The organism is Micromonospora echinofusca, assembly GCF_017614955.1.
Lineage (GTDB): Bacteria > Actinomycetota > Actinomycetes > Mycobacteriales > Micromonosporaceae > Micromonospora > Micromonospora echinofusca_A.
In genome coordinates this window covers 1-1,868 of the sequence record NZ_WVUH01000607.1, presented here as the reverse complement: position 1 = coordinate 1,868, position 1,868 = coordinate 1, and the positions used below count along the sequence as shown (strand labels likewise).

At 72.3% G+C, this 1,868-nt stretch carries 3 protein-coding genes and 1 pseudogene; all 4 read left to right on the top strand.

All coding sequences use genetic code 11. The annotated features are described in order from the left end of the window. Window positions 1-561 (top strand): hypothetical protein (locus GSF22_RS33250; RefSeq protein WP_244454581.1); only part of this gene is annotated, 561 nt, incomplete at its 5' end. Between the two features lie 292 nt (window positions 562-853). Continuing rightward, on the top strand, window positions 854-1,168 hold the full coding sequence (gene rplU / locus GSF22_RS33245; protein WP_208817867.1) for a 50S ribosomal protein L21: 315 nt from the start codon (window positions 854-856) through the stop codon (window positions 1,166-1,168). A gap of 11 nt (window positions 1,169-1,179) precedes the next feature. Then, window positions 1,180-1,434, top strand: coding sequence for a 50S ribosomal protein L27 (rpmA, locus tag GSF22_RS33240; RefSeq protein ID WP_208817866.1), 255 nt, complete (start codon window positions 1,180-1,182; stop codon window positions 1,432-1,434). Between the two features lie 93 nt (window positions 1,435-1,527). Further along, a pseudogene (obgE, locus tag GSF22_RS33235) lies at window positions 1,528-1,868 on the top strand (GTPase ObgE); the annotation flags it as partial.

The following is a 1,868-nucleotide window of genomic DNA, read 5'->3' as shown; positions in this document are numbered from 1 at the left end:
CCCCCACCCCTGCCGAGGAGTACCCCGATGCGTCGCCTGATCGCCGTCACGGCCGTGGCCGTCGCCATGCTGGCCGGAGCCGGGTGCTCCGCCGACCGGGAGGGCGCCGGTGGTACCGCCACGCCCGGCGTCACCGCCGGCCCGACCGGGACCCCGGGGACCGGGCCGACCACCCCGCCGGGTGCCGGGCCGGGCGGGTCGCCGGCCGGCGGTACCGCCGCTCCGGCCGGCGGGAACGGCCGGGAGGTCTGCGACGCCGCCATCCGGGCCGGTTCGACCGCCGTGCAGACGTACGTCAGCGAGCTGGGCACGATGCTCACCGCCACCGGAGCCGGTGACACGAAGACCGCCGAGGCGGCCCGGCAGCGGGCCGAGGCGGCGCTGAAGGGGTGGCGGACCGAGCTGACCCGGCAGTCCGCTCTCGCCACGGACGCGCGCCTGAAGACCGTACTGGCCGAGATCGCCGCCGAGGTGGGCACGATGAAGGCGGACATCAACTCGATCGACTCGGACAAGCTGGACCAGCTCCAGCAGCGCCTCGATCAGCTCTGCGCCGGCTGAGCCGACGACCGTGGCCGTGGTCGGTGGTGCCGGCCGCACCGTCCCGGACCGTCCGGGGGCGCCCCCGGACGGTCCGGAGCGGGGCCGGCGGCCGTGGCCGACCCGGGCCGGGGTACCGGGCCAGGTGAAACGGCGGGGCCGGTTTGGGGCACCGCCCGGTCATGGCGTACGCTTGCCTGCGGCGCACCCTTGTGTGCCAAGTTCTCGCGTGCCCGCCGTCGCGTCTGCTACCGCGCCGCGCCGCCGCGAAAACTACCCGCCAGCAGCCTCAACGACAGGGAGTCCGCGTCCGATGTACGCGATCGTCAAGACCGGCGGCAAGCAGTACAAGGTCGCCGAGGGCGACGTGATCGAGGTCGAGAAGCTCGCCGGTGCTCCGGGCGACGCGGTGAAGCTCGCCGCGGTGCTCCTCGTCGACGGTGACGACCTGGTGACCGACGCGGCGAAGCTTGCCAAGGTCGCGGTGTCCGGCGAGATCGCCGCGCACACCAAGGGCCCGAAGATCCGGATCCACAAGTTCAAGAACAAGACCGGCTACCACAAGCGCCAGGGTCACCGCCAGCCGCTGACCCAGGTCAAGGTGACCGGCATCTCCAGCGGGAAGTAGGTCGTCCACAGATGGCTCACAAAAAGGGTGCGTCCAGCTCGCGTAACGGTCGTGACTCCGCGGCCCAGCGGCTCGGCGTGAAGCGGTTCGGTGGCCAGGTGGTCAGCGCCGGCGAGATCCTCATCCGGCAGCGCGGCACCAAGTTCCACCCGGGCGACCTGGTCGGCCGTGGTGGCGACGACACGCTCTTCGCGCTGGCCGCCGGTGCGGTCCAGTTCGGCACCAAGCGCGGCCGCAAGGTCGTCAGCATCGTGCCGCAGCAGTAGTTCTCTCGGCGAAGCGGGTCGCGGACCGTAGGTCCCGGCCCGCTTCGCTGTTTTCTCGTGGCGGGGGTGTGCCCCGCTGGAAGGATTGGCAGCGTGACGACGTTCGTTGACCGGGTCGTTCTGCACCTGCAGGCCGGCGACGGCGGGCACGGCTGTGTCTCGATCCACCGGGAGAAGTTCAAGCCCTTCGGCGGGCCGGACGGTGGTAACGGCGGGCACGGCGGCAGTGTCTCGCTGGTCGTCGACCCGCAGGTCACCACCCTGCTCGACTTCCACTTCCGGCCGCACGTCAAGGCCGAGAACGGCAAGGGCGGGGCGGGTTCCAACCGGGACGGCGCGAACGGCCGGGACCTGGTCCTCAAGGTGCCCGACGGGACCGTGGTGCAGACCCAGGACGGCACCGTACTGGCCGACCTGGTGGGTGCCGGCACCAC

Excerpts from the sequence above, each read along its gene's own strand:
- rplU (WP_208817867.1), top strand. The coding sequence starts at position 854 with ATGTACGCGATCGTCAAGACCGGCGGCAAGCAGTACAAGGTCGCCGAG.
- rpmA (WP_208817866.1), top strand. The coding sequence starts at position 1,180 with ATGGCTCACAAAAAGGGTGCGTCCAGCTCGCGTAACGGTCGTGACTCC.